At 74.0% G+C, this 19,948-nt stretch carries 22 protein-coding genes; 11 read left to right on the forward strand and 11 right to left on the reverse strand.

Annotation, left to right across the window (positions count from 1 at the left end):
* Positions 1-9: 9 nt before the first annotated feature.
* From Q0858_RS06710 to clpS, 3 genes are read right to left on the reverse strand one after another with little or no spacing between them, the layout of a single operon-like run.
* The gene (locus Q0858_RS06710; RefSeq protein WP_299052081.1) at positions 10-495 is read right to left on the reverse strand and encodes an NUDIX domain-containing protein; all 486 of its coding nucleotides are present in this window, start codon (positions 493-495) and stop codon (positions 10-12) included.
* A complete protein-coding gene (locus tag Q0858_RS06715) occupies positions 496-1,086 on the reverse strand; it encodes a DUF2017 domain-containing protein (RefSeq protein WP_299052082.1) in 591 nt (196 codons plus the stop codon).
* Positions 1,087-1,093: 7 nt separating this feature from the next.
* A complete protein-coding gene (gene clpS, locus Q0858_RS06720) occupies positions 1,094-1,402 on the reverse strand; it encodes an ATP-dependent Clp protease adapter ClpS (RefSeq protein ID WP_299052083.1) in 309 nt (102 codons plus the stop codon).
* A gap of 39 nt (positions 1,403-1,441) precedes the next feature.
* Here clpS and Q0858_RS06725 point away from each other — a divergent pair, with 39 nt between their 5' ends.
* The 4 genes from Q0858_RS06725 (at position 1,442) to Q0858_RS06740 (ending at position 5,411) form a co-directional block, all read left to right on the forward strand.
* The gene (locus Q0858_RS06725; RefSeq protein WP_299052084.1) at positions 1,442-2,725 is read left to right on the forward strand and encodes a nicotinate phosphoribosyltransferase; all 1,284 of its coding nucleotides are present in this window, start codon (positions 1,442-1,444) and stop codon (positions 2,723-2,725) included.
* Positions 2,726-2,826: 101 nt separating this feature from the next.
* Complete coding sequence (locus Q0858_RS06730; protein ID WP_299052085.1) at positions 2,827-3,234, forward strand: hypothetical protein; 408 nt, start codon at positions 2,827-2,829, stop codon at positions 3,232-3,234.
* A 60-nt stretch (positions 3,235-3,294) separates the two neighbouring features.
* Entirely contained in the window at positions 3,295-4,173 is an 879-nt protein-coding gene (locus tag Q0858_RS06735; protein ID WP_299052086.1) for an MOSC N-terminal beta barrel domain-containing protein, read from the forward strand.
* Positions 4,170-5,411: an MFS transporter gene (locus Q0858_RS06740; RefSeq protein WP_299052087.1), complete on the forward strand. Its 1,242-nt coding sequence runs from the start codon at positions 4,170-4,172 to the stop codon at positions 5,409-5,411. Before Q0858_RS06735 ends, Q0858_RS06740 begins: the two co-directional genes overlap by 4 nt.
* On the opposite strand, the gene Q0858_RS06745 is transcribed toward Q0858_RS06740, so the two are convergent.
* Positions 5,330-7,309 (reverse strand): heavy metal translocating P-type ATPase, encoded by a 1,980-nt coding sequence (locus tag Q0858_RS06745; RefSeq protein WP_299052088.1) that lies wholly within the window; start codon positions 7,307-7,309, stop codon positions 5,330-5,332. The two genes, Q0858_RS06740 and Q0858_RS06745, sit on opposite strands and share 82 nt — an antisense overlap.
* Positions 7,310-7,362: 53 nt before the next feature.
* On the opposite strand from Q0858_RS06745, the gene Q0858_RS06750 reads away from it, so the two are divergent.
* From Q0858_RS06750 to Q0858_RS06765, 4 genes are read left to right on the forward strand one after another with little or no spacing between them, the layout of a single operon-like run.
* Positions 7,363-7,725 (forward strand): metalloregulator ArsR/SmtB family transcription factor, encoded by a 363-nt coding sequence (locus Q0858_RS06750; protein ID WP_299052089.1) that lies wholly within the window; start codon positions 7,363-7,365, stop codon positions 7,723-7,725.
* Between the two features lie 29 nt (positions 7,726-7,754).
* The gene (locus Q0858_RS06755; protein ID WP_299052090.1) at positions 7,755-8,558 is read left to right on the forward strand and encodes a basic amino acid ABC transporter substrate-binding protein; all 804 of its coding nucleotides are present in this window, start codon (positions 7,755-7,757) and stop codon (positions 8,556-8,558) included.
* A gap of 13 nt (positions 8,559-8,571) precedes the next feature.
* Positions 8,572-9,366 (forward strand): amino acid ABC transporter permease, encoded by a 795-nt coding sequence (locus Q0858_RS06760; RefSeq protein ID WP_299052091.1) that lies wholly within the window; start codon positions 8,572-8,574, stop codon positions 9,364-9,366.
* Positions 9,366-10,100, forward strand: a complete 735-nt coding sequence (locus Q0858_RS06765) for an amino acid ABC transporter ATP-binding protein (protein ID WP_299052092.1) — start codon at positions 9,366-9,368, stop codon at positions 10,098-10,100. The genes Q0858_RS06760 and Q0858_RS06765 overlap by 1 nt, the downstream gene beginning before the upstream one ends.
* 7 nt (positions 10,101-10,107) lie before the next feature.
* Here Q0858_RS06765 and Q0858_RS06770 read toward each other — a convergent pair whose 3' ends face one another.
* Positions 10,108-10,611, reverse strand: coding sequence for an RDD family protein (locus tag Q0858_RS06770; protein ID WP_299052093.1), 504 nt, complete (start codon positions 10,609-10,611; stop codon positions 10,108-10,110).
* A gap of 80 nt (positions 10,612-10,691) precedes the next feature.
* Between Q0858_RS06770 and Q0858_RS06775 the strand changes: the two genes are divergently transcribed.
* Positions 10,692-11,144 carry a MarR family transcriptional regulator gene (locus Q0858_RS06775; protein WP_299052094.1) on the forward strand — a complete coding sequence of 151 codons (453 nt, stop codon included), beginning with the start codon at positions 10,692-10,694 and terminating at the stop codon, positions 11,142-11,144.
* Positions 11,141-12,355: an MFS transporter gene (locus Q0858_RS06780; protein WP_299052095.1), complete on the forward strand. Its 1,215-nt coding sequence runs from the start codon at positions 11,141-11,143 to the stop codon at positions 12,353-12,355. The genes Q0858_RS06775 and Q0858_RS06780 overlap by 4 nt, the downstream gene beginning before the upstream one ends.
* A 58-nt stretch (positions 12,356-12,413) precedes the next feature.
* Here Q0858_RS06780 and hppD read toward each other — a convergent pair whose 3' ends face one another.
* Entirely contained in the window at positions 12,414-13,634 is a 1,221-nt protein-coding gene (hppD, locus tag Q0858_RS06785; RefSeq protein ID WP_299052096.1) for a 4-hydroxyphenylpyruvate dioxygenase, read from the reverse strand.
* 77 nt (positions 13,635-13,711) lie between these two features.
* On the opposite strand from hppD, the gene Q0858_RS06790 reads away from it, so the two are divergent.
* Positions 13,712-14,182, forward strand: a complete 471-nt coding sequence (locus Q0858_RS06790) for an Lrp/AsnC family transcriptional regulator (protein WP_366915997.1) — start codon at positions 13,712-13,714, stop codon at positions 14,180-14,182.
* Here Q0858_RS06790 and Q0858_RS06795 read toward each other — a convergent pair.
* Genes Q0858_RS06795 through Q0858_RS06815 form a run of 5 tightly spaced genes read right to left on the reverse strand, consistent with a single transcriptional unit; the run spans position 14,179 to position 19,888 of the window.
* A complete protein-coding gene (locus tag Q0858_RS06795; protein WP_299052097.1) occupies positions 14,179-15,030 on the reverse strand; it encodes a carbohydrate kinase family protein in 852 nt (283 codons plus the stop codon). The genes Q0858_RS06790 and Q0858_RS06795 overlap by 4 nt on opposite strands.
* 11 nt (positions 15,031-15,041) lie before the next feature.
* Entirely contained in the window at positions 15,042-15,959 is a 918-nt protein-coding gene (locus Q0858_RS06800) for a pseudouridine-5'-phosphate glycosidase (protein ID WP_299052098.1), read from the reverse strand.
* Positions 15,960-15,972: 13 nt separating this feature from the next.
* A complete protein-coding gene (locus Q0858_RS06805) occupies positions 15,973-18,045 on the reverse strand; it encodes an iron ABC transporter permease (RefSeq protein ID WP_299052099.1) in 2,073 nt (690 codons plus the stop codon).
* A complete protein-coding gene (locus tag Q0858_RS06810; RefSeq protein ID WP_299052100.1) occupies positions 18,042-19,034 on the reverse strand; it encodes an iron-siderophore ABC transporter substrate-binding protein in 993 nt (330 codons plus the stop codon). The genes Q0858_RS06805 and Q0858_RS06810 overlap by 4 nt, the downstream gene beginning before the upstream one ends.
* Positions 19,031-19,888 carry an ABC transporter ATP-binding protein gene (locus tag Q0858_RS06815; protein ID WP_299052101.1) on the reverse strand — a complete coding sequence of 286 codons (858 nt, stop codon included), beginning with the start codon at positions 19,886-19,888 and terminating at the stop codon, positions 19,031-19,033. Before Q0858_RS06815 ends, Q0858_RS06810 begins: the two co-directional genes overlap by 4 nt.
* Positions 19,889-19,948 lie beyond the last annotated feature (60 nt).

Below are 19,948 nucleotides of genomic sequence, written 5' to 3' on the forward strand. Positions count from 1 at the left end.
CCACGGGGATCAGACCCGAAACCGCGCCCGGTCCTCCCCCGACAGCGCCGCGGCGACCCGCTCGCGGTGCGCCGGCACGTCGAGGGCCGCCTCGACCTCGGCGACATCGCACCAGCGGACCGCCGACGACTCGTCGTCCGCCACGTGCGCCTCGCCCGCCAGCCAGGTGCAGGCGAAGGTGAGGTCCAGGTAGCGCGCCCGGTCGCCGTTGACGTGGGTCACGGGCGGACCGGACGAGGTGTCGACGAGCCGGTCGACCGACACGTCGACGCCGGTCTCCTCCAGGACCTCGCGGCGGGCACCGACGGCGGGCTGCTCGCCGGGGTCGAGGATCCCGGTCACCGGCGTCCAGCGGCCGTTGTCGGCGCGCTGGACGAGCAGCACCTCGCGGTCGGCCCCGGCCCCACGGACCACCACGGCCGTGACCGCGGGCAGCCAGAGCTCGTCGTGCCCCACGCGCTCCCGGAGCCGCAGGACGAACGCGGGGACGGGCACTCAGGCCGCCTTGGTCAGGGCGTGGACGAGCGTCTCCTGCAGGTAGCCGACCCAGTCGTAGATGTCGTGGGCGCGGGCGCGGGGGTCGTCCTCCGGCATCGCCGCCCAGCGCTCCTCGTCGCCCTCCTCGACCTCGAGCCGGGTGGCCAGGGCGAGCCGGACGTCCGTGAACGTCCTCATCCACGCGTGCGCCTCGCCGCGGTCGAGCTCGACGTCGATCACGAGCCCGTCCTCGGTGAGCTCGGGCGGCAGCCCGGCCTCCTCGAGGGCGTCGATGATCGCGCTCGCCGACGTCGCCTTGGTGTCCCGCAGCGCGCCCTCGGTGAAGCGCCGGAAGTCGCCGGCGGCCTCCTCGTCGTCGGGGTACGCCGTCGGGAACAGCCGCCGCAGGACCGGGTCCTCGGGCTCGGTGGTCGGGCCGCTGAAGTCCATCATCGCCTCGAGCGGGTCCACGCTGTCCGTGGGCGCGGCCTGCTCGTTGCGGAGCAGCTCGACGAGCTGGGAGGTCAGCGACCGCAGCAGGTCGGCCTCGAAGCCCGAGAAGGTCGCGATCACCCGCTTGCTGCGCCGGTGCCAGGCGAAACCGCTCATCGGGGCCTCACTCGTCCTTCTCGAGCGTGGCCCACAGGCCGTACTCGTGCATGGCCTGGACGTCGCGCTCCATCTCCTCGCGGCTGCCGGAGCTGACGGCCGAGCGGCCGTCCTCGTGGACCTCCATCATCAGTCGGGTCGCCTTCTTCTCGGAGTAGCCGAAGTAGGTCCGGAAGACGTAGGTCACGTAGGACATGAGGTTGACGGGGTCGTTCCACACGATCGTGGTCCACGGCTTCTCGGGGACCGTGACCTCGGCGGGGACCTCGTCGGCGGTGAGGTCGGGCTCGACCTCGACGGGTGTCGGTGCGGTCACCGTCTCATCGTGGCACAGGGGGGTCCTACGCTCGGGCAGGTGAGCCAGAGCACCGCGCTGCTGACCGACGCCTACGAGCTGACGATGGTGCAGGCCGCCCTCGCCTCCGGCACCGCGCACCGTCGCTCGGTGTTCGAGATGTTCGGGCGCCGGCTGCCGCCGGGCCGGCGGTACGGCGTGGTGGCCGGCGTGGGCCGCCTGCTCGAGGCCCTGCGCGACTTCCGGTTCGACCAGCAGGCACTGGCCCACCTCGCCGACGCCGGGGTCGTCGACGAGCCCACCCTGACCTGGCTCGCCGACTACCGCTTCACCGGCGACGTCTGGGGCTACCCCGAGGGCGAGGTCTGGTTCCCCCACTCCCCCCTGCTCGTGGTGGAGGGCACCTTCGCGGAGGCGGTCCTGCTGGAGACGCTCGCGCTGTCCGTCTACAACCACGACTGCGCCGTGGCCGCCGCCGCGTCGCGGATGGTCGTGGCCGCCGGCGGGCGGCCCTGCATCGAGATGGGCTCGCGCCGCACCCACGAGGAGTCGGCCGTCGCGGCCGCGCGGGCGGCGTACGTCGCGGGCTTCACGAGCACCTCGAACCTCGAGGCCGGCCGTCGTCACGGCATCCCGACCGCCGGCACGAGCGCCCACTCCTTCACGCTCCTGCACGACTCCGAGCGGGACGCGTTCACGGCCCAGGTGGCCTCGCTGGGTCCGGGGACGACGCTGCTGGTCGACACCTACGACGTCGAGGAGGCGGTCCGCACCGCCGTGGAGGTCGCCGGGACCGGCCTGGGCGCCGTCCGGCTCGACTCCGGTGACCTCGGCGCCCTCGCCGACGAGGTGCGTGACCAGCTCGACTCCCTGGGGGCCACCGGCACCCGGATCGTGGTGACCAGCGACCTCGACGAGCACGCGATCGCCGCGCTCGCGGCCGCGCCCGTCGACGGGTACGGCGTCGGCACCCAGCTCGTCACCGGCTCCGGCCACCCGACCACCGGGCTCGTCTACAAGCTCGTCGCCCGGGAGGGCGCCGACGGTGGCATGGTCGCCGTCGCGAAGCGCAGCCCCGGCAAGGACAGCCACGGGGGCCGCAAGTGGGCGGGCCGGCGGGTGGAGGACGGCACGGCCACGGCCGAGGTCGTCGGCGTCGGCGAGCGCCCCGACGACCCCGCACTCCGGGACCTGCTGGTGCCGCTGGTCCGTGACGGCGAGCCCGTCGGGGGCGAGGCGCTGACCGAGGCGCGCGACCGGCACGCCCGCGTCGTCGCCGAGCTGCCCGCCGCCGCGACCCGGATGTCGCGCGGCGACGCCGTGCTGCCGACCGTCGAGCACTGAACCGTCGAGCACTGAACCGTCGAGCACCGAGCCGGGGCGCCTAAGAACTTCCTCACCCGCACCTCACCCGCACCTCACCGGGGTGCGGTGGAGTCCTCGGCATGAAGAAGCTCCTGGCCACCGCCACCCTGACCCTCGCCACCGCCGGCCTCGTCGGCCTGTCCGCACCCGCCGCCCAGGCCGACGACTTCGCCAAGAAGTCCGGCTCCTGCAGCCGCGACGCGTCGTACACGATGAAGCTGCGGGACACCGGCGGCGACGACCGGGACCGCACCCGCGTCTCCTTCTTCATCAACTCGGACAAGTCGAACCGGAGCTGGAGGGTCCAGGTCAAGCGCGGCGGCCAGCGCGTCGCCACCACGACGAAGCGCACGAACAACCGCGGCAACCTCACCGTGACCCGCGTCGTCCGGGCCGAGGACGACGCCCGCTTCACCGTGTTCGCGAAGTCCGGGTACGGCGAGACCTGCCGGCAGGTCCTCAGCCTCGACCGCGAGGACCGCGACTGACCCGCACCACCCTCGCGCACCGACGGCGAGCGGCGTGCCCGGGCCCTTAGGGTCCCGGGTATGCCGCTCGTCGTGTCCTCGTTGCACCGCTATCCCGTGAAGTCGGCCGGGGGCCAGGACCTCGGCGAGGCCCGGGTCGAGCCCTGGGGGCTGGCGGGCGACCACCGCTGGATGGTCGCCACCGCCACGGGACTGATGGTCTCGGCGCGGGAGTGCCCCACGCTGCTCGGCGTCGGGGTCGACCTGGCGTCGGACGGCTCCGTCACGCTGCGCGCGCCCGGCCGTGGGCCGTTCACGGTCGCCGTGCCCGACCCCGCCCCCGCCGAGGACCAGCGCCCCGTCGACCTGTGGGGCACCGCCACGTCCGGCACCGACGCCGGCGCGGCCGCGAGTGCGTGGCTGGGCGACCTGCTCGACGCCGCCCCGGGCGAGCTGCTGCTGCTGCACCTCGACGACCCGGCCCGGCGTCCGGTCGACCCGCGCTACGCCGGCACGGACGACCGGGTGAACTTCGCCGACGGCTTCCCGCTGCACCTCACCACCGACCGGTCGCTGACGGCGCTCAACCACCTCATCGACGACGGCCCCCGGGCCGACGAGGGACCGCTGCCGATGTCCCGCTTCCGGCCCAACCTCGTCGTCGCGGGCGCCGAGGCGTGGGAGGAGGACACCTGGCGGCGCATCCGGGTCGGCACGGGGGACGACGCCGTCGAGTTCCGGATGCCCAAGGGCTGCGCGCGGTGCGTCATGACCGCCACCGACCCCGCGTCCGGCGAGCTCGGTCGCGAGCCCCTGGCCACGCTCGTGCGGCACCGGCGCTGGGACGGCAAGTCCTGGTTCGGGATGAACCTCATCCCGGACGGCACCGGCACCGTCCGGCTCGGCGACCCCGTCGAGGTGCTGGAGGTCGACGACTCCGGCGGCGGGCCACCTCGGTGAGGGCCGCCCCGATCTCGGCGGGGCCGCTGCGTCACCGTTCGTTCCGCTGGTTCTTCGCCGCCCAGACCGTCAACGTGCTCGGGACCACGATGGTCTCGGTGGCGCTCGCGTTCGCCGTGCTGGAGGTCGACGACTCCCCCACCGCGCTGGGCGTCGTCCTCGCCGCGAACAGCATCCCGATGATCGTGTTCCTGCTGCTCGGCGGCGTGCTGGCCGACCGCGTCGACCGCGGGATCCTGCTGCGGGGCTGCAACCTCGCGGCGTTCGCGACGTCGGCGACCTTCGCGGCGCTGGTGCTCACCGACACCGCCGAGGTCTGGAGCATGGCCGTCCTCGGAGCCCTGAACGGCACCGTCGCAGCCGCGAGCCTGCCCGCGATGGCCGGCATCCTGCCCCAGCTCGTGCCGCGCGAGGACCTCCAGCGCGCGAACGTGCTGGTGTCGATGTCCCGCGGCGGGCTCGCCGTGGTCGGGCCGTCGGTGTCGGCGCTGCTGGTGGTCACCGCCGGACCGGGCTGGGCGCTCGCCGTCGACGCGACCACCTGGCTGCTCGCCGCCCTGCTGCTCCTCGCCGTCCGGCTGCCCCCGCGGGAGAAGGAGGCGACCGCCGGCGTCCTGGAGGACCTGCGGGTCGGGTGGACCTTCGTCCGCGGCACCACCTGGCTCTGGGTCGTGGTCGGCGCCTTCGCCCTCATGAACGCGGTGCGGAACGGCGGCTGGAGCACCCTCGGCCCCGTCCGGGCGCTCGAGACGGTCGGCGAGCGGGGCTGGGGCCTCGCCCTGTCCGCCACCGCCGCGGGCCTGCTCCTCGCCACCCTCGTCATGCTCCGGGTCGAGCTGAGGCGACCGCTGCTGGTCGGGATGCTCGGGGTGTCGCTCGGCGGCGTGCCGCTGCTCGTCCTCGGGCTCGGCGGGTCGGGGACGACGACGCTGGTGCTGCTCGTCGCCACCGCCTTCCTCGCCGGCGCCGGCACCGAGCTCTTCAACCTCGGGTGGAACCTCTCGCTGCAGGAGCACGTGCCCGCCGACAAGCTGTCGCGGGTCTACTCCTACGACATGCTCGGCTCGTTCGCCGCCATCCCGGTCGGCCAGCTCACGTTCGGCCCGCTGGGCGCAGCCGTCGGGATCGGCGCCGTCGTCGCCGCCGCGGGGGTGGCCTACCTCGTGCTCGCGCTGGTGACGCTGCTCAGCTCCGACGTACGACGGCTGGAGCGCGCCGGGGCCACCGCGTCCGGCTGAGCGTCACGCCAGGCCCGCTCGCGGAGCAGGCGCATCCCATTCAGCGCGACGACGACGGTGGAGCCCTCGTGGCCCGCGACGCCCAGGACCAGCGGGAGGGTGCCGACGACGTCCCAGGTCACCAGGGCGACGATGACCGACCCCGCGATCACGAGGTTGGCCCGCACCACCCGCTCGGCCCGGCGCGCCAGGGCGACGGCCTGCGGGAGCGCCGTCAGGTCGTCGCGCACCAGGACGACGTCGGCGCTCTCGACCGCGAGGTCGGAGCCGGACCGGCCCATGGCCACCCCGACGTGGGCGCCGGCCAGGGCGGGGGCGTCGTTGACGCCGTCCCCCACCACCGCCAGCCGGGTCCCGTCGGCCTGCAGGGCCCGGACCTCCGTGACCTTCTCGTGCGGCAGCAGGCCCGCGCGGACGTCGTCGATCCCGACCTCGCCCGCCAGGGCGCGCGCGGCGACCGCGTTGTCGCCGGTCAGCAGGACCGGTGGCGCCGCCGTCAGCCCCCGCGTCGCGGCCACCGCCGCGGCGGCCTCGGGCCGGGCCGTGTCCGTGAGGGCCAGCACGCCCGCGGCCCCGCCGTCGAGCAGGACGACGACGACCGTGCGGCCCTCGGCCTCCAGCGTCGCGACGACAGCGCGGGCGTCGTCCGCCCCGGCGGCGGCGTCGTCCAGCAGGCGCGGGGCACCGACCACCACGCGTCGCGGGTCACCGTCGGTGACGACGGTCGCCTCGACGCCCCGGCCGGCGAGCGAGCGGAACTCGGAGCACCGCGGCGCCGGTCCTCCCGCGGCCGCGACGACCGCCCGGCCCACCGGGTGCTCGCTGGGCTGCTCGGCGGCCGCCGCGAGGCGGAGCACGGTGTCGCGGTCGTGACCTGCGAGCGGGACCACCGTCGTCACCTCCGGCACGCCGCGGGTCAGCGTGCCGGTCTTGTCGAGGGCGACCCGGTCGACCCGGGCGAGTCGCTCGAGCGCCACCGCCGAGCGGACCAGCACGCCGTGGCGTCCCGCGTTCGCCATCGCCGCGAGCAGCGGCGGCATGGTCGCGAGGACGATCGCGCACGGCGACGCGACGATCATGAACGTCATCGCGCGCAGCAGGGTCGGCTCGAACGCCGCCCCGAACGCCAGCGGGAGCGTCAGCAGCGCCACGGTCGCCACGACCACCAGCACGGAGTAACGCTGCTCGACGCGCTCGATGAGCAGCTGCGTCCGCGCCTTGGTGGCCGAGGCCTCCTCGACGAGGGCCACGATCCGGGCGACCACGGACTCCCCTGCCGGCACCTCGACGCGGACGACCAGCGCGCCGCTGCCGTTGACCGTCCCCGCGTACACGGCCTCGCCGGGCTCCCGCCGTACGGGCAGAGGCTCGCCGGTCACCCCGGCCTGGTCGACCTCCGAGATCCCGTCGACGACGGTCCCGTCCGCGCCGATCCGCTCCCCCGGCCGGACGAGGACGCGGTCGCCGGGCAGGAGGACCGCGGCGTCGACCTCCTCCTCGGCGTCGTCGGCGCCGAGGCGGGTCGCGCGCTCCGGTGCCAGGGTCAGCAGGGACCGGATCGACTCCTCGGTGCGCCGGGTCGCCAGGGCCTCGAGGGCGCCCGAGGTGGCGAAGATGACGATGAGCAGCGCGCCGTCGAACACCGCGCCGATCGAGGCCGCGGCGACGGCCGCGACCACCATCAGCAGGTCGACGTCCAGCCGCCTCTCCCGCAGGGCGCGCAGGCCCTCGAGCAGCGGGTCCCAGCCGCCCGCGGCGTAGCAGGCCAGGTAGAGGGCCCAGAAGACGAGGGTGGGCCCGTGGAGCAGGTGGACCACCCCGCCCAGGGCGAAGAGCACGGTCGAGGCGGCGGCCCACCGCGCCTCGGGGACGTCGGCGGCGAGTCGTAGCAGTCTCACCCGACCGACCATACATGTACATATGTTCATGTGTTGATCGGTAGGCTCGGGGTGTGGGACACGGTGGGGACGACGTCGCGGTGCGGTTGGACGCCGCCACGGCGGCCTCGGTGGCCTCGACGCTGCAAGCGCTAGCGACGCCCAGCCGGCTGCGGATCCTGGCCGCCCTGCGCGAGGGACCGATGAGCGTCGGCGAGATCGTGACCGCCGTCGACCTCGAGCAGTCCGCGGTGTCCCACCAGCTCCGTCTGCTACGGACGATGGGGCTGGTCGAGTCGGAGCGCCAGGGCCGGCACGTCGTCTACTCGCTGTTCGACGACCACCTGTCGGCGCTCATCGAGCAGGCCGTGCACCACGCCGAGCACCTGCGCGTCGGCATCTCCGACCGCGCACGGGGTGACTCACCCGACAGGTGACGTCCGTCTCGGGTCTAGGGTGCTCCGTCATGACGTGCTCCCGCCTCCGCCTGCCCGGCGCGGCCCTCGCCGCCACCGTCCTCGTCACCGGTCTCGCCGGCTGCGCGACCGAGACCACGACCACCGAGTCCGGTGTCGAGCTGGTCTCCGACGGCGAGCTGACCGTGTGCACGCACCTGCCGTACAAGCCCTTCGAGTTCGAGCAGGGCGGCGAGGTCGTCGGCTTCGACATCGCGATGATGGACCTCGTCGCCGAGACCCAGGACCTCGAGACGACGATCGTCAACACCGGGTTCGAGGGCATCCAGTCCGGTCAGTCCCTCAACAACGGCGACTGCGACGTCGCGGCGGCCGGCATGACCATCACCGACGAGCGCGCCCGCGTCCTCGACTTCTCCGACCCGTACTTCGACGCCACCCAGGCGCTCATGGTGCCCGCGGACTCCGACGCCACCTCGCTGGAGGACCTGTCCGGCGGCGTGCTCGCCGTCCAGCAGGGCACGACCGGGGAGATCTACGCCAACGAGAACGCGCCCGACGACGTCGAGCTGCGGGTCTTCGAGGACCTGGGCCTGCTGACCACCGCGGTCGCCACCGGCCAGGTCGACGCCGGCATCAACGACAACGGCGTGCTCTACGACTTCGCCAACACCAACGACGACGTCGAGGTCGTCGCCGAGTTCGACACCGGTGAGCAGTACGGCTTCGCGGTCCGCAAGGACGGCAACCCCGAGCTCCTCGACGCCATCAACACGGTCATCTCCGACTCCCAGGAGGACGGCACCTACGACGAGGTGTACGCCGAGTGGTTCGGCGACGCCCCCGCCGGCTGACCGGGTCGACGTCGTGGCGACGAGCCCGCGCAAGCGCGCCCAGAGGAACCGCCTGATCCAGTACGCCGTCCTGGCGATCGTCGTCCTGGCGTTCGCCGTCACCGCGGACTGGGCGAAGCTGGGCGAGACCTTCTTCAACCTCGAGATCGCGGCGGGGATGTTCCCCGACGTGCTCGTGGTCGCGTTGAAGAACACCGTCATCTACACGGCCTGCGCGTTCGCGTTCGGCCTCGTCCTGGGTCTCGTCCTGGCGCTCATGCGGCTGTCGCCGGTGGCGCCGTACCGGTGGATCGCGACGGGCATCATCGAGTTCTTCCGCGGGGTGCCCGCACTGGTGGTGTTCATCGCCTTCCAGTACGGGCTCCCGGTCGCCTTCCCCGGCCGCCAGATCCCCGGGGGCACGCTCGGCGTCGTCACCATCGCCCTCGGCCTGGTCGGGGCGGCGTACATGGCCGAGACCATCCGGGCCGGCATCCAGGCGGTGCCGAAGGGCCAGGCCGAGGCGGCGCGCTCGCTGGGCATGTCGTCGAGCCGGGCCATGATCTCCGTGGTCATCCCGCAGGCGTTCCGGATCGTCCTCCCGCCGCTGACCAACGAGCTGATCCTGCTGACGAAGGACTCCTCGCTGGTCTACGTCCTCGGCCTGTCGCTGGCCACCTACGAGCTGACGTCGTTCGGTCGTCAGGGGCTCAACACCGAGAACAACCTGACCCCGCTGGTCGTGGTCGCGCTCTGCTACCTGCTGATCACCGTCCCGCTCAGCATCCTGGTGCGCCAGATGGAGCGTCGAGCCGAGAGGGCCCGCTGATGAGCACCCCCGCCATCCGCATGGAGGACGTCCACAAGTACTTCGGCGACAACAAGGTCCTCACGGGCATCGACCTCGAGGTCGCCGAGGGCAAGGTCGTCTGCGTCATCGGGCCCTCGGGCTCCGGCAAGTCGACCCTGCTGCGGTGCGTGAACCTGCTCGAGCAGCCGACGTCCGGGCGGATCTTCGTCGAGGGCGACGAGATCACCGACCCCGACGCGGACGTCGACGGGCTCCGCAGCCGCATCGGCATGGTCTTCCAGCAGTTCAACCTCTTCCCCCACCTCGACGTCATGGGCAACCTGACGCTGGCCCAGCGCAAGGTGAAGGGCCGCAGCACCGAGGAGGCCCGCACGATCGCGCGGAAGAACCTCGAGAAGGTCGGGCTGGCGGAGCGGGAGACGTCGTACCCGGCTCACCTGTCGGGCGGGCAGCAGCAGCGCATCGCGATCGCGCGGGCGCTGTCGATGGACCCCGACATGATGCTGTTCGACGAGCCCACCTCCGCGCTCGACCCGGAGCTCGTCGGCGACGTCCTCGCCGTCATGAAGGACCTCGCGACCGAGGGCATGACGATGATGGTCGTGACCCACGAGATGGGCTTCGCCCGCGAGGTCGGCGACGACCTGGTCTTCATGGACGGCGGCGTCGTGGTCGAGCGGGGCGACCCGCGGCAGGTCCTCGGCGACCCGCAGCACGAGCGCACGCAGTCGTTCCTGTCGAAGGTGCTCTAGCGGCTCGTCACGTCCGCACCACCACGGTGCCGACGACCAGGTCGTGCAGGGTGCGGCGCTCCTTCTCCACCAGCGCCCAGAGGTGGTCGAGGAGCACCCAGGCCCCGGCGACCACCCAGGCCGCGCCGGTGCCGTCGAGCGTCAGCGGCAGGGCCACCAGCAGGTGCCGCCCCAGCGCGACACCGACGCCGAGCCGGTCCCCACCCACGCGCTCGACCCGCAGGCCGAGCAGCATCCGGGCCGGCGTCGCCTGCCGGGTCACCAGGAAGACCACCTCGTAGAGGCTGCCGGCGACGAGCCACAGCACCAGCTCGTGGTCCGCACCCGCCCAGCCCACCAGCGCGGAGACGAGCCCGGCGACCAGGACGGCGTCGAGCGCGAGCGCGCACCCGCGTCGCCACGGGCGCGCGAGCTCCGAGTCGTCGTACTGCCGCCGCGCGGGTGCGGAGTCGCGCAGCAGCGTGGCGAAGTCGGGCTCGCCCGCAGCGGGGCCCGGGCCAGGTGTCGACACCCCTGCCTTCTTCCCCGGTCGGTCACCGCTCAACCCCCCAAGTGCGGAATGCATAAGGTCCTTATGTAGTTTGGTCTCTCGTGACCGACGCTCCGACCCCGCTCGAGGACGCCGCCGAGGACCTGGTGATCCAGGCCGCCCGGCTCGTCCGCGCCGTGCGCCGGCTCGAGGGCGACCTCCCGCCGGCGGGTCTGCGCACGCTGTCGGTGCTCGACGAGCACGGCCCGATGGCGGTCACCCGCCTGGCCGAGCTCGACCGCACGTCGCAGCCGGCGGCGTCGACCCTCGTCAAGGGGCTCGTCGCCCGCGGGTGGGTCGCGACCCGGCCGGACCCCGCCGACGGCCGCTCCCGCCTGGTCGACATGACCGCCGAGGGACGCGCCGTCCTGGCCGACGTACGACGTCGCAACGCCCGCGCCGTGGCCGCACGTCTGGCCGACCACGACGCCGCGGACCTGCACACGGCGGCCCGCCTGCTCCGGGAGGTCCTCGTCACCGACCTCGCCGACCCCACCCAGGAAGGAACCTCATGAGTCTCCGCCAGCCCCGCGCCGTCTGGGCCGTGGCCTTCGCCTGCGTCATCGCCTTCATGGGCATCGGGCTCGTCGACCCGATCCTCAAGGAGATCGCGGCGAAGCTCGACGCGACGCCGAGCCAGGTGTCGCTGCTGTTCACCGGCTACATGGCCGTCATGGGCGTCTCGATGCTCGTCACCGGCGTCGTGTCGAGCCGCATCGGCGCCAAGAAGACGCTGCTGACGGGCCTCGTGCTGATCATCGCGTTCGCCGGCCTGGCCGGCGCCTCGGACTCCGTCGGCGCCGTCATCGGCTTCCGCGCCGGTTGGGGCCTCGGCAACGCGCTCTTCATCGCGACCGCGCTGTCGACCATCGTCGCCTCGTCGGCCGGCTCGGTCGCGCAGGCCGTGATCCTCTTCGAGGCCGCCCTGGGCCTCGGCATCGCGACCGGTCCGCTGCTCGGCGGGATCCTCGGCGAGCAGTCGTGGCGCGGGCCGTTCTTCGGGGTCTCGGTGCTCATGACGATTGCACTGGTCGCCACCGCCGTGCTGCTTCCCGCCACCCCGCCCGACGGCCCCAAGACCTCGCTCGCGGACCCCTTCCGCGCCCTGCGCCACCCGGCACTGCTGCTGCTCGCGGTCGTCGCGGTGTTCTACAACCTCGGCTTCTTCAGCCTGCTGGCCGCCGGCCCGTTCGCGCTGCCGGACTTCGGGATCATGGCCATCGGCTGGGTCTTCTTCGGCTGGGGCCTGCTGCTCGCGTTCACCTCGGTCGTCGTCGCCCCGTGGCTGCAGCGCCTCGTCGGCACCGTCCCGGCGATGATCGGCTGCCTCGCGCTGTTCTCGGTCGACCTGCTGGCCGTGGCCGCGTTCTCCGGCAACCAGGGGTTCGTGGTCGCCGGCATCGTGCTGGCGGGCGCGTTCATCGGCATCAACAACACGCTGGTCACCGAGGCCGTCATGGGGGCCGCCCCGGTGCCGCGCCCGGTCGCGTCGGCGGCGTACTCGTTCGTCCGGTTCTCGGGCGGCGCCGCGGGCCCGTTCGTGGCGCTGAAGCTCGCCGAGAACGTGTCCGTCGGGGCACCGTTCTGGTTCGGCGGCGCGGCCGTCGCCGTCGGCGCCGTGGTGGCGCTGCTGGGCTCGCGCGTCGTCGTCCGCGCGCTGCGCGAGGCGCCCGCTGCGCACTCCCCCGCCGAGGCGGACGCCGAGCTCGTGGGCGACCTGGCCTGAGCCGCACGACGACCGATCGGTGTCGCTCAGCGACACCGATCGGTCGTGCGGGAGCTCCTCAGAGGTTGCCGCGGGCGTCCTGCTCGCGCTCGATGGCCTCGAAGAGCGCCTTGAAGTTGCCCTTGCCGAAGCCGAGCGAGCCGTGGCGCTCGATGAACTCGTAGAAGACCGTCGGGCGGTCGCCGAGCGGGCGGGCGAAGATCTGCAGCAGGTAGCCGTCCTCGTCACGGTCGACGAGGATGCCGCGCGACTTGAGCTCCTCGATCGGCACGCGGACCTCGCCGATGCGGGCGCGGAGCTTCGGGTCGTCGTAGTAGGAGTCCGGGGTGGCGAGGAACTCCACGCCGTTGGCGCGCAGGTGGTCGACGGTGGTGAGCAGGTCGCCGGTCGCGAGCGCGATGTGCTGGCAGCCGGGCCCGCCGTAGAACTCGAGGTACTCGTCGATCTGCGAGCGCTTCTTCGCCACGGCCGGCTCGTTGAGCGGGAACTTGACGCGGTGGTTGCCACTCGCGACGACCTTGCTCATCAGCGCGGAGTACTCGGTGGCGATGTCGTCACCGACGAACTCGGCCATGTTCGTGAAGCCCATGACGCGGTTGTAGAACGACACCCACTCGTCCATCCGGCCCAGCTCGACGTTGCCGACGCAGTGGTCGACGGCCTGGAAGAGGCGCTTGGGGTGGCCCTCGGGGCGCTGGATCGTGGAGGTCCGGGCCGCGAAGCCGGGCAGGTAGGGCCCGTCGTACGACGACCGGTCGACGAGGGTGTGACGGGTCTCGCCGTACGTCGCGATGGCGGCGGTGCGGACGGTGCCGTGCTCGTCGGAGACGTCGTGGGGCTCGACGAGGACCGTCGCGCCGACGGAGCGGGCGTGCTCGATGCAGCGGTCGACGTCCGGGACCTCGAGGGCCAGGTCGACGACGCCGTCGCCGTGGGCGCGGTGGTGCTCGAGCAGCGGGCTGTCGGGGGTGACGCCGCCGGAGACCACGAAGCGGGCGGAGCCGGAGCGCAGCACGAACGACTTGGACTCGCGGTGACCGGTCTCCGGGCCGCGGTACGCCTCGAGGGTCATGCCGAAGGCGAGCTGGTAGAACGCCGCGGTCTGGGTGGCGTTGCCGACGACGAAGCAGACGGCGTCCATCGCGGTGACCGGGAACGGGTCGCGGGAGGCGTCGTACTCGACGAGGCCGACGAGCTCCTTCAGCTGCTCCAGCGTCAGGTCGGCCTTGAGCTCCTCGGCGGTGAGGGCGTGGGTCTCGGGTCGGGCGTCGATGCTCATGTGCGCACCGTGCCCGGTGGGGACAAAGTGTGCAACGCTGCCGTCAGGCACTGCACAACCTGACCAGGAGCGACCCCGTGATCGACGAGATCGACCGCAACGTGATCGAGCTGTTCAGCGCCGAGCCGCACATCGGCGTGCTCGGCGCCTCGCGCCGGCTGGGACTGGCCCGCGGGACCGTCCAGGCGCGGCTCGACAAGCTGGCCGCCCGCGGGGTGATCACGGGGTGGGGCCCGCGGCTCTCCCCCGCCGCGCTCGGCTACCCGGTGACCGCGTTCCTCACCCTCGAGATCGCCCAGGCCCACGGCCACGGCCGGGCCGCCGCCCACCTCGCGGGGATCCCCGAGGTCATCGAGGCGCAGACGATCACCGGCGCCGGCGACCTGTGGTGCCGCGTCGTCGCCCGGTCGAACGACGACCTCCAGCGCGTCATCGACGCCGTCCTGGCCCACGAGTCCGTGCTGCGCTCCACCGCCGTCATCGCCCTGGCCGAGCAGGTCGGGCAGCGGGTCCTGCCGCTGGCGCGGGCCGCGGTGGGGACCCCCTAGGCGCCCGGCGTCGCCAGCACCGCCGCGGCGGCCGCGTGGCCCCGCTCGGCGGCGACGGTGACCGTTTCGCCGTCGAGGTGGGCCGCGAGGAACCCGGCGGCGAACGCGTCGCCCGCCCCGGTCAGGTCCCGGACGTCGGCGACCGGCGGCACCGGCACCTCGACGGGCGGCTCGCCCGGCGCGTCGACCACCGTCGCCCGGGCACCGTGCTTGAGCACCAGGGCGGTCCCGGGCAACCGGGACCGTGAGGCGCCGCGCAGGTCGAGCGCCCTCGCCTCGTCGGCGTTGGCGAACAGCAGGTCCGGGGCGACGTCGGTGAGCAGGTCCAGCATCGGCCCCACGCCCAGGGAGGTGACGACCCCGAGCGAGGACGCGTCGACCGAGGTGGAGCCGCCGGCCGCCCGGACGCGCAGCAGGGCGTCGTGGGCCGCGGCCGCGGTCGGTCCGCCGTCGAACGAGTACGCCGGCACGTGCAGGTGCCGGACCCCCTCGAGCCAGTTGCCCGGCACGGACCCCAGCAGCCGGGAGGCCCCGCGCTCGGGGAACATCGTGCGCTCGCCGGACTCGTCCACGACCACCACGACCGTGCCGGTCTCCCCCGCGCGGGCCACCCGCACGTCGACGTCCGAGCGCTCCAGGGCGGCCACCAGCGCGTCGCCGGCGGCGTCGTCGCCGACGCACCCGAGGAAGCGGGTGGGCACCCGCGCCGCCGCGGTCGCGGCGACGTTGGCGGCGCTGCCGCCCCGCGAGCGGAACACGCGCGACGGCGAGTCGGCCCCGATCACGAGTGGCCCGTCGAGCCACACCACGACGTCCTCGACGAGGTCGCCGAGCACTGCGAGCACCATGGCGCGTCCGCTCAGCCGTCGGCAAGCGCGCGGGCGACCTCGCCGGCGAGGGCCACGTTGCCGCGGTAGACCGCGACGTTGACCTCGAGGCTGCGCCCGCCGGTCTCGCGCTGGACGAAGTCGAGCAGGTACGGCGTCGCCGCGTTGCCGCGCGCGCCGTCGGCCTCGGCGGCGGCGAGCGCCCGCGCCAGGACGGCGTCGTGCTCCTCGGGCGGCAGCTGGGCGTCGGCGGCGACCGGGTTCGCGACCAGCACCGCCTGCGCGAGCCCGAGGTCGTCGCGGGCCCGCAGCACCGACGCGACCTGCTGCGGCGACTGGACGGCGTACGCGATCTCGTGGCCGGAGTCGGCGACGTAGAAGCCCGGGTAGCGGGTGGTCCGGTAGCCCACGACGGGCAGGTTGAGCGTCTCGAACCGCTCGAGCGTGGCCGGGATGTCGAGGATCGACTTCACGCCCGCGCTGATCAGCGCGATCGGCGTGGTGGCCAGGGTCGGCAGGTCGGCGGACTCGTCGAAGCTCTCCGAGGCGCCGCGGTGCACGCCGCCCAGCCCGCCGGTGGCGAAGACCCGGACGCCCGCCGCGTGGGCCAGGTACGCCGTCGCCGCGACCGTCGTCCCGCCGTGGCGGCCGAGCGCCATCAGCACCGGCAGGTCCCGGACGCTGGCCTTGTCGATGCCGTCGGTCGCGGCCAGGTCGGCGATCTGCTCGGCGCTCATCCCGACGGTCGGGACGCCGTCGACGACGCCGATCGTGGCCGGGACGACGCCGGCGGCGCGCAGCGACTCCTCCGCCTCCAGGGCGACCTCGACGTTGCGCGGGCGGGGCAGGCCGTGGGTGAAGATCGTCGACTCGAGCGCGACGACGGGTGTGCCGCCGGCGACGGCGTGGGCGACGTGGGGGGCGACGTGGACGGCGGTCAGGTCGGGCACGGCCAGAGGCTACTCAGGCCCGCGAGCGGGCCAGCAGCCAGATGAAGTACGGCGCCCCGATGACCGCCACCACGAGCCCGGCCGGCACCTGCGCGGGCGCGATGGCGGTCCGGCCGATCGTGTCGGCGACGCTCAGCAGCAGCACCCCGAGCCCGGTGGCCAGGGGGACGACGCGGAGGTGGCGGGCGCCCACCAGGGCCCGGGCGGCGTGGGGGGCGACGAGCCCGACGAAGGCGACCACGCCCGCCGCACTGACGGCCACCGCGGTGAGCAGCGCCGCCAGCGTCAGCAGCCCGAGGCGCAGCGCCTCCAGGGGGACGCCCACCAGGCGGGGGGTGTCCTCGTCGAGGGCCAGCAGGTCGAGCCGGCTGTGCAGGGCCCACACGACCGGCAGGCCGACGCCCAGTACGACCATCACCGGCAGGATCTGCTCCCAGCTCCGGTCGTACGTCGACCCGGCGAGCCAGGTGAAGATCCGCGGGGTGTCGAAGGGGTTCGACCGCACGAGCAGGAACGTCGTGATCGCCGTCGCGCCGGCGGAGACGCCGACGCCGACCAGGACGAGCCGGTCGGAGTCGAGCCCGCCCCGCCAGGAGGCGAGGTAGACGACGAGGAAGGCGACCATCGCGCCCGCGAGCGCACCACCCGCCAGCAGCGCGGTCGACGCGGTGGTGACGGTGGTGACGACGACGACCGCCCCCACCCCGGCGCCACCGGTGATGCCGATGATCCCGGGCTCCGCGAGCGGGTTGCGGCAGACGGCCTGCACGACGGTGCCGGCCAGCGCGAGCGCTCCCCCGGCGAGGACCGCCGCGGCCACCCGGGGCAGGCGCTCGTCGAGCGCGAACGCCACCGACGGGACGGCCTCACCCGCGAGGTAGTTCGCGACGTCGCCGGTGAGCAGCATCGTGTAGCCCGACAGCACCCCGGCGAGCACCGCGCCCGCCGCGAGGACCCACACGAGCGCCAGCGCGAGCATCGTACGACGGCGGGTGGCCACCCTGCCGCCCGCGCCGGGCGGCGTGCGGGTCGGCCCGGCGTCCGGTGCGCGCCGGGCCAGCAGCACGAGGACGACCGCCCCCAGCAGCGTCGTGGTCACGCCGGTGGGGATGCGCAGGGACGCCTCGGGGCCGATGGCCGCCCGGAGGACGGCGTCGGCGCCGAGCACGATGAGCGCCCCGACCATCCCGGCGAGCGGCAGCTGCACGAGGTGGCGGGCGACCGCGGGCACCCGCGCCGCCACGAGCCGGACGAGCGCGGGCGCGCACAGCCCGACGAACCCGACCGGTCCGGCCAGCGTGACCGCCACGGAGGCGAGCAGGACGGCGAGGACGACCCCCAGCACCCGGGTCGCGACGACGGGCACCCCGAGCGAGCGGGCGGCGTCGTCCCCGGCGGCGAGGAGGTCGAGGCGGCGCGTGAGCAGCAGCGCCACCACGACCGCGGGGACCAGCAGCGGGGCCACCGCGACGACGGCGTCGAGCCCGCGCTGCGAGAGCGTCCCGCTGCCCCACGCGAAGAGGCCGGTGGTCTCCTCCTCGAACAGGATCAGCAGCGTCGAGGTCAGCGCGAACAGCGCCAGGGAGACCGCGGAGCCGGCGAGGACGAGCCGGGTGGTCGAACTGCCGCCCGCCCCCGACATCACCAGCACGAGCCCGGCGGCGAGCATCCCGCCGCCGAACGCCACCGCGCTGGAGCCCAGCACCGGCAGGGTGAAGCCGGTGACCGCGGCGAGGACGACGGCCAGGTAGGCGCCGGCGTTGACCGCGAGGGTGTCGGGCGAGGCCAGCGCGTTGCGCGAGAGCGACTGGAACAAGGCGCCGGAGACGCCGAGCGCGAACCCGATCGCCAGTCCCGCGAGGGTGCGCGGGACCCGCGACCCCAGGAGGAGGTCGACCGCGGCGTCGTCGAGCCGCAGCAGGTCCCCGGCGCCGACCCCCGAGGTGCCCTGGGTCAGGTGCCAGGCGGCGACGACGACGAGCAGCGCGGTCGCGCCGAGCAGCGCCGCCGCCGCGCCCAGCCGCCGGGGCGGGGCCCCGGTGGCCGGACCGGCGACGGCGACGTCCTCCGCGACGCGGGCGGTCACCCGCCGTACGCCGCCACGTAGGCGTCGATCAGCTGGATCGACGACTTCGGGCCGCCGAACGTCCAGATGCCGGCCGGGAACTCCTCGACGCGGTCCTCGCGGACGAAGGCGAGGTCGTCCCAGACGGGGTTGCCCTCGAGCTGCGAGAGCCACGACTCGGACTCGGTGCCGGTGTAGAGCAGGGTGGAGTCGCTGACCGCGGTCATGCCCTCGACGTCGGTGTTGCCGAGGCCGTAGAGCTCGTCGACCTCGCCGGTCCAGGCGTTCTCGAGACCGAGCTCCTCGCCGATCTCACCGGTCTGGGAGCCCTGGCCGAAGGGCCGGATGGCGACGTTGGCGCCGTCGGCGTACGCGTCGACGTAGGTGAACGACCGGTTCTCGGGGTCGGCGGCGTCGATGGCCTCGCGGCCCTCGGCGAGGGCGTCCTCGAACGCCGCGACCTCCTCGGCGGCCTGCTCCTCGCGGCCCAGCGCGGCGCCGATCAGCTCGAAGGTCTCGACCATGTTGCCGATCGGGTCCTCCGCGTCGGCGGCGGCGGTGACCAGGATCGGGACGTCGTACTCCTCGAGCTGGCGGATGATCGGGTCCCCACGGGTCGCCTCGACGATCACGAGGTCGGGGTTCTCGCTGAAGACGGCGTCGAGGTTCGGCTCGCCGCGCACGCCGACGTCGGTGGTGTCGGGGTCGAGCTCCTCGGCGGTGTCCCAGGTGTTGTAGCCCTCGACGTCGGCGACGCCGACAGGCTCGACGCCCAGCGTCAGCACCGACTCGGTCTGGCCCCACTCGAGGACGACGACCCGCTCGGGCGCCGCGTCGAGGCTCACCGTGCGGTTCGCCTGGTCGGTCACCTCGATCGGGCCGGAGCTGGCCTCGCTCGCGCCGTCGGCGGCGGGCTCCTCCTCCTCGGACGACGGCTGCGTCGTGCCGCAGGCGGACAGGACGAGGCCGGCGGCGGCGCAGGTCACGGCGAGGGTGGTGCGGCGGGTCATGCGGTCTCCTGGATCGGTCGTGCGGGGGCGGGGGCGGGCTGGCGGCGCCGGTGGTGGCGACCGCGGGGCTCGATCCGGACGAGGCCGGAGACGGGGTCGGCGTGCGCGTGGACCTCGAGGCCGTAGACCTCGCTGAGCAGGTCGCCGGTCAGCACCTCGGCGGGGGCGCCGGCGGCGCGGACGACGCCGTCGTGCAGCAGCAGGACCTCGTCGGCGACGGACGCGGCCTGGCCGAGGTCGTGCAGGACGACGCCGAGGGCCACGTCGTGGTCGTCGGCGAGCTCGCGGACCATGTCGAGCATCTCGACCTGGTAGCGCAGGTCGAGGTGGTTCGTGGGCTCGTCGAGCAGCAGGACGCCGGTGTCCTGCGCGAGGCAGGAGGCCAGCCAGACGCGCTGGAGCTCCCCACCGGAGAGCTGGTCGACGGCGCGGTCGGCCATGTTGGCTGTGCCGGTGACGGCCAGGGCACGGTCGATCTGGGCAGTGTCGGCGTCGGACAGGCCGCCGAAGCGGGTGCGGTGGGGGTGGCGGCCGAAGCCGACGACGTCGCGCACGCAGAGGCCGGAGGGGCTGGGGCGCGACTGGGAGAGCAGGGTGACGCGGCGGGCGAAGTCGCGGGCGGACAGCGCGTGGGCGTCGTCCGCGCCGCCCACCGTCACGGAGCCGGCGTCGACGCGGTGCAGCCGGGCCAGGGCTCGCAGCAGGGTCGACTTGCCGCTGCCGTTGGGACCGACGAGGGCGGTGACGCACCCGGGTCGCAGGTCGATGCTGGCGCCGTGGACGACCGTGGTCGCCCGGTAGCCGAGCACGAGGTCGTGCCCGCTGAGGGCTCCTCCGCCGACGGTCGCTGTCATGTAGGCAAGGCTAGCCTAACTAAACTCCGTGATGCGGACGGCCCCCGGGCGCGGACGCTC

Source organism: uncultured Nocardioides sp. (genome assembly GCF_947489365.1).
Taxonomy (GTDB): domain Bacteria; phylum Actinomycetota; class Actinomycetes; order Propionibacteriales; family Nocardioidaceae; genus Nocardioides.